Below are 6,000 nucleotides of genomic sequence, written 5' to 3' on the forward strand. Positions count from 1 at the left end.
ATGCCGCACAGATCCGGCAACGGCCGGGTACCTCCCGGCCGGTGTCACGTGGCGCGACTCGTCGTAACATCGTGTGGTGAGTGATCGTCCGTACGTTCTGCTCAGTTGTGCGATGTCCGTGGACGGCTACATCGACGACGCGAGCCCACAGCGGTTGCGGCTATCCAACACCGCGGACTTCGACCGGGTGGACTCCGTGCGGGCGAGCTGCGACGCGATCCTGGTCGGGGCGGGCACCGTCCGCACCGACGATCCGCGCCTCCTCGTACGGTCGCCGGAACGCCGGGCCAGGCGCGTGGCCCGCGGAGTGCCGGCGGAACCGGCCAAGGTGACGCTGACGAGCAGCGGCGACCTCGATCCGGACGCCCAGTTCTTCACCACCGGCCAGGCGCCGAAGCTCGTCTACGCAGCCTCTCCGGCGGTGCGCGAACTCACCGGCCGGTTGAAGGGCCGCGCCGAGGTCGTCGACGCGGGCGATCCGCTGATCCTGGCGGTCGCGCTCGCCGACCTGCGGCAACGCGGAATCAGGCGGCTCATGGTCGAGGGGGGCGGCAGCGTCCACACCGAGTTCCTGACCCTGGGGCTGGCCGACGAGCTCCAGCTGGTGGTCGCCCCGTTCTTCGTGGGCGACCCGTACGCGCCGCGTTTCGTACAGCCCGGCGTCTTTCCTCAGAGCCCCAAGCGGCAGATGCGGCTGGCCGAGACCACCCGGATCGGCGACGTGGTGCTGCTGCGCTATCTGATCGGGACAGGTCGTGGATGACCGGCGCTGGCTGGAGCTGGCCTGCGACCTCGCCCGGCTGTGCCCGCCGTCGGACACCGCGTTCTCGGTCGGTGCCGTGATCGTCGGGGCGGACGGCCGGGAGATCGCCCGCGGCCACTCCCGGGAGGCCGACCCGCACGCGCACGCCGAGGAGTCGGCGCTCGCGAAGGTGACGACGGGGCGGGAGCCCCCCGATCCTGGGGCGGCGGCCCTGCTGCGCGCGCCCGGCACGACGGTCTACAGCTCGCTCGAGCCCTGTGGCCAGCGAATGTCCCGGCGTCTGACCTGCACCGATCTCATCATCGCGGCAGGGATCTCCCGGGTCGTGTTCGCCTGGAGAGAGCCCTCGGTGTTCGTCGAGGGGAAGGGCGTCGAACTGCTCGGCGCCATGGGCGTCGAGGTCGTGCAGATCCCCGATCTGGCCGACCGGGCCCGTGAGCCGAACGCCCATCTGCTCGGCTAGGCGGCACCCGGGAAGCGCCATCCCGAGAAGCGCTGCCCGAGAACCTCAGGGGACGACGCGGTAGTGAGTGGTGAGGCGCAGGTCGTCGTCGAGGACGTGGAAGGCGATGGCGGGCGGGAGCTCGTAGTCGAGGTCGTCGCCGCGTTCCCACGGAAGGCTCAGAGTGGAGACCACACCCGGGGCGACCAGCAGTGGCCGGCTGGCGAAGGTCGTGGCGGCCGCCGTGTGGGCGTGGCCGCACAGGGTCGCCATGACATTGGGGTGCCGGGCGATCAGGTCGGCGAGACGCTGTTCCCCGTACTGGCGGATCTCGTCGATGAACGGGCTGTGCAGCATCACCGGCGGGTGGTGAAAACAGACGAACACCGGTGTCCGTTCGGGCGTCTCGGCCAGCACCGCCTCGAGCCAGGCGATCGTGTCGTCGGTGAGGAACCCGTCGTGCCGTCCGGGGATGCTGGAGTCGCAGAGCGCGAACACCGCACCCGCGGCGCCGTGCACCTGGTTGATAGGGCCCTCGCCGCCGTCGTGGCCCAGCAGCACCGCGCGGAAGGCCTCGCGAACGTCGTGGTTGCCCGGGCAGGTGAAGACCGGGTGCCGCGAGGCGAGGATCGTCTTCGCCTGGTGGTACTCCGCCGGCAGACCGTGATCCGCGATGTCTCCGGTGATCAAGACCGCGTCCAGCGGCTGCGGCAGCTCGTTCAGGTAGGCCATGACCCTGGCCGCCCGCTCCGCGCTGCGGTCACCGCCGTCGAGGTGGGTGTCGCTCACATGCGCAAGCACGATCATTGATGCTCCCTTCGACCACGCACGCCGCATCGCGGCCTCTTCACAGTCTGGCCGGTGCCGATGCCGCCGGCCTACCGGCTCATGTCGATCTCGCCCTCCGCGAGAAGTTCTCGCCTCTGCGAGATCCGGGCCCGATCCCCTTGTCAGCCACCCAGGCGGCCGTGCGATGCTGTCGCCAAGCAAGCACTCGTTCAACCAACCTCCGGTCCCACCACCCCCGGGAGGCACACGCCATGCGCGAGCACGATCGGCTGTACATCGGCGGCGACTGGGCCGCACCGGCCGGCACCGGCACCATCGAGGTCATCTCACCGCACACCGAGGAGGTCGTGGGCCGGGTGCCCGACGGCACTCCGGCGGACATCGACCGCGCGGTCGCCGCGGCCCGCGAGGCCTTCGACAACGGCCCCTGGCCGCGGATGACCCCGGTCGAGCGGGCCGACGTCGTGGCGCGCCTGGCCGCCCTGTACGCCGAGCGGCTCGGCGACTTCGCCGAGATCATCACCGCCGAGATGGGCTCGCCCATCCTGTTCTCCCACCTGGCCCAGGCGCCGATGCCGCAGCTGATGCTGGCCTATTTCGCCGACCTCGCGCGCACCTTCCCCTGGGAGGAGGAGCGGCCGGGCATGCTCGGCCCGGTGACCGTGCGCCGCGAGCCGGTCGGCGTGGTGGCCGCGATCGTGCCGTGGAACGTGCCCCAGTTCGTCACGATGACCAAGCTGGCGCCGGCGCTCGTCGCCGGATGCTCGGTCGTCCTCAAACCGGCCCCCGAGACGCCGCTCGACGCCTACCTGCTCGCCGAGCTCGTCCAGGAGGCGGGCGTTCCCGCGGGTGTGGTGAACATCGTTGCCGCCGGCCGGGAGACCGGCGAGCATCTGGTGTCGCATCCCGGCGTGGACAAGGTGGCCTTCACCGGCTCGACCGCGGCCGGGCGGCGCATCGCCGCCATCTGCGGTGAGCAGCTGAAGCGCTGCAGTCTCGAGCTCGGCGGCAAGTCGGCCGCCGTCATCTGCGACGACGCCGACCTCGCGGCCACCATGGAGGGCCTCAAGATGGCCGCGCTGATGAACAACGGCCAGGCGTGCGCGGCCCAGACCCGGATCCTCGCGCCGCGCGGCCGCTACGACGAGGTGGCCGACGCCCTCAGCGCGATGGTCGGCGGGCTCGCCGTCGGAGACCCCTCCGACATGGGCACCGAGATCGGGCCGCTCGTCGCCAAACGACAGCAGGACCGGGTCGAGGGCTACATCCGCCTCGGCCAGGAGGAGGGCGCGAAGGTCCTCACCGGCGGGCTGGACCGGCCGCATGACCGTGGCTGGTACGTCGCCCCCACCGTGTTCGGCGACGTCGGCAACGACATGCGGATCGCGCGTGAGGAGATCTTCGGGCCGGTGCTGGTGCTCATCCCCTACGAGGACGAGGCCGACGCCGTGCGCATCGCCAACGACAGCGAGTACGGTCTCGGCGGCTCGGTGTGGACCGCCGACGTCGAGCGGGGCGCCGACATCGCGCGGCGGATCCGCACCGGCTCCTGCGGCATCAACCACTACATCATCGACGTGAACACGCCGTTCGGCGGCTACAAGTCCAGCGGCATCGGCCGCGAGCTCGGCCCGGAGGGCCTGTCCGCCTATCTCGAGCAGAAGGCGATCGCCCGCCTCGCCCCTCCTCCGGCGTGATGTCCCGATAGTCCGCCCGGTAATCGTGGGCGCACCGAGAGTTTCGGCGGCGCTGATGTCACGTTTCCCGTCTAGGGGCCGTACGGTAGTTCGCCGTGTCCGCTGCCTTCGATCCGGCGAGCCCGTCACCGGGTGCCGCGAGCCTTGACGACGTCCTCGTCGGCGAGGCCGTCCTCGGCGTCTACCGGCAGATGTTCGCCGCTCTCGCCAGGGACAGCGGCGCGGTGGTCGACGACCCCGAGATGGTCGACGTCGCCGAGACGCTGCTGGCCGCGTTCGCCGATGCGGGCGAGGACGGGCTCGGCCACGAGCAGATGCGCCATGTCTGCCGCCGCTACCCGGCCGAGGTGTTCGAGAACCGGCTGAGGGTGCTCAAGGGCCTCGGCGCCATCCGCGAGGTGTTCCCCAAGCCGGGCCAGCTGCGCTACCGCGCCTCGTTCACCAGCGTCGTCGGGCTGATGTTCGTCCGGCGGATGATGCTCGACGGCGGCCAGTCGGAGATGCACCGGCTGCTCGCGCTGGAACAGCTCAACGTGTCCGATCCGCGGATGACCGGAGAGCAGGCTGCCGGCGGCGCCGAGGGGCTCGCCCGCGCGTTCCGGCTCTGGAGCGTCGAGCTGCTCACCCTCACCAACGCGACCATCGAGGAGCTGCGCGAGCAGGCGCCGAAGCTCTGGGGCAGTGAGGAGATCATCCAGCGGGCCGAACGGCTGCACGGAGCGATCCTGCGGCGGTGGCCGGAGCTCGACCGCACCTGTACGGAGCTGCGTGCCGCGATCTACGCCTACGGTGACGCGTCGCGGCGGGCGGCGGCCCGCCTGACCGACTCGGCTGGGACGACCCGCAACCTCACCCTGCTGCCGCCGGAGACCTGGCGTACCTTCGCCCGCACGGCGTCGCGCGAGCGACTGGCCGCCGTGCTGGACGGGTTCGTGTTCGACGCCCCGGCGCCCTGGCACGAGCCCGCCGCCATCGTCACCGCGGTCGACGAGGGACCCCGGACCACGGCGCCGCGCCCGGCCCCGCCCCGGCCCTCGCTACCCGACCCGGGCCTGTCCGAGGACGCCTCGGCGGCCGACGGCGGCGCCGTCGAGCGTCTCAGCGCCGTGGCCGAGCAGGTGCTGCGGGGGCGTGACCGTGTGGCGGTGCACGACGTGCTCTCCGAGGCCGGCGACTGGCCGACCTCGCGGCGGCTGTTCGCCGATCTGTCCTCGGCTCATCTGCACCCGGAGCTGCCGTACCGTCTCGCCTGGTCGGAAGGGCTCCAGCCCCGTCCGGGCGCCGCCCCCTCCTGGCTGTCGCACGGGCATTTCGAACGGATCCCCTCATGAGGCCGTCTCGTCTCCCGCGCCGGGGGTGCCGGTGAGCGTGGATCCCGCCGTGCTGGCGAGGGCGAGGGTGCGGGTGCTGGGGCCGCTGCCGATCGGGCCGGCCGACCCGGCACCGGCCGGGCTGACGCGCGCGACCGAGCCGTCCCGGGTGTGGCTGCTGCCGTCCTGGCCGGACGGCGCGACCCCGGCCCTGCTGGAGGAGTACGAGACCGCCGCGCCGTCGATGGACCGGCCCGGGCAGGCCCGCCGGGTGTTCGCGGCGGCACTGCGCTGCTGCTGGACCGATCTCGACGCCGCGCCCTGGCCCGGGCGTACGGCCGCGATCGCCGACGCGCTCGAGGTCTATGTCGGGATGGCCAGGGGCGACGCCGACCTCATGCGCCGCTGGGCGCTCGGCGACCTGCGCCGGCTGGCCGACTCGGGCTGGCTGCTGCTCGACGAGACCGCCGGAGCCGTGCGGCTCGGCCCGCGCACCGCGAACTGGCCGGAGGACTCGCTCTCCTCCCTGCGCGACCTGCTGCGCCGCCTGCCCCAGCCGCCGGCCGGCCCTGGGGCGATGCGATGACCGAGCTGTTCGAGCCGTTGCTGCGCCCGTACGACGAGAAGCGGCGGGCCGAGCTCGTGGCCGCGTTCATGGCGGTGGAGCACGCCGCCGAACCGGTGCCCGAGGTGAGGTTCCCCGCGCTCCGGGAGCCGTCGCACCGGAGGGTCGTCGAGGAGATGCTGGCGCTCGTGGGCCGCACCCTGATCCGGTCACGCGACCGCTGGATCTCCGGTTACCGCGACGACGTCTCCGCCGAGCTGGCGCGCGACCCGGCGTGCGCGCAGCCCGAACAGGACCGGGCGGTACTGGTGCTGGTGCTCATCCACTCGGTCGCGATCCCGCGTGCCGAAGGGCTGCTCACCGAGGACTCCTGGATGTCGCCCGTCCCGGCCTCGGTCGAGGAGCTGCGCAGGCGGTCGCAGGTGCCGGTCGGC

Annotated in this window: 6 protein-coding genes and 1 pseudogene; 6 read left to right on the plus strand and 1 reads right to left on the minus strand. The window is 72.4% G+C overall.

The window, feature by feature from the left end; all coding sequences use genetic code 11:
• Positions 1–76: 76 nt before the first annotated feature.
• Positions 77–763 carry a RibD family protein gene (locus tag HKK72_RS21595; protein WP_315987373.1) on the plus strand — a complete coding sequence of 229 codons (687 nt, stop codon included), beginning with the start codon at positions 77–79 and terminating at the stop codon, positions 761–763.
• Positions 756–1,226 (plus strand): dCMP deaminase, encoded by a 471-nt coding sequence (locus HKK72_RS21600; protein ID WP_187236221.1) that lies wholly within the window; start codon positions 756–758, stop codon positions 1,224–1,226. Before HKK72_RS21595 ends, HKK72_RS21600 begins: the two co-directional genes overlap by 8 nt.
• A gap of 45 nt (positions 1,227–1,271) precedes the next feature.
• Here the strand turns inward: HKK72_RS21600 and HKK72_RS21605 are convergent, their stop codons facing one another.
• Entirely contained in the window at positions 1,272–2,012 is a 741-nt protein-coding gene (locus HKK72_RS21605; protein WP_187236222.1) for a metallophosphoesterase, read from the minus strand.
• A gap of 233 nt (positions 2,013–2,245) precedes the next feature.
• Here HKK72_RS21605 and HKK72_RS21610 point away from each other — a divergent pair, with 233 nt between their 5' ends.
• The 4 genes and pseudogenes from HKK72_RS21610 to HKK72_RS21625 form a co-directional block, all read left to right on the plus strand.
• Positions 2,246–3,691, plus strand: coding sequence for an aldehyde dehydrogenase (locus tag HKK72_RS21610; RefSeq protein ID WP_187236223.1), 1,446 nt, complete (start codon positions 2,246–2,248; stop codon positions 3,689–3,691).
• 95 nt (positions 3,692–3,786) lie between these two features.
• Positions 3,787–5,022 (plus strand): hypothetical protein, encoded by a 1,236-nt coding sequence (locus tag HKK72_RS21615; RefSeq protein WP_187236224.1) that lies wholly within the window; start codon positions 3,787–3,789, stop codon positions 5,020–5,022.
• A 31-nt stretch (positions 5,023–5,053) separates the two neighbouring features.
• Complete coding sequence (locus tag HKK72_RS21620; protein WP_187236225.1) at positions 5,054–5,587, plus strand: hypothetical protein; 534 nt, start codon at positions 5,054–5,056, stop codon at positions 5,585–5,587.
• Positions 5,584–6,000, plus strand: a pseudogene (locus tag HKK72_RS21625) (hypothetical protein); the annotation flags it as partial. The gene HKK72_RS21620 and the pseudogene HKK72_RS21625, both read left to right, overlap by 4 nt.

Origin of the sequence: Actinomadura sp. HBU206391 (assembly GCF_014323665.1) — a bacterium.
Taxonomy (GTDB): Bacteria; Actinomycetota; Actinomycetes; order Streptosporangiales; family Streptosporangiaceae; genus Actinomadura_C.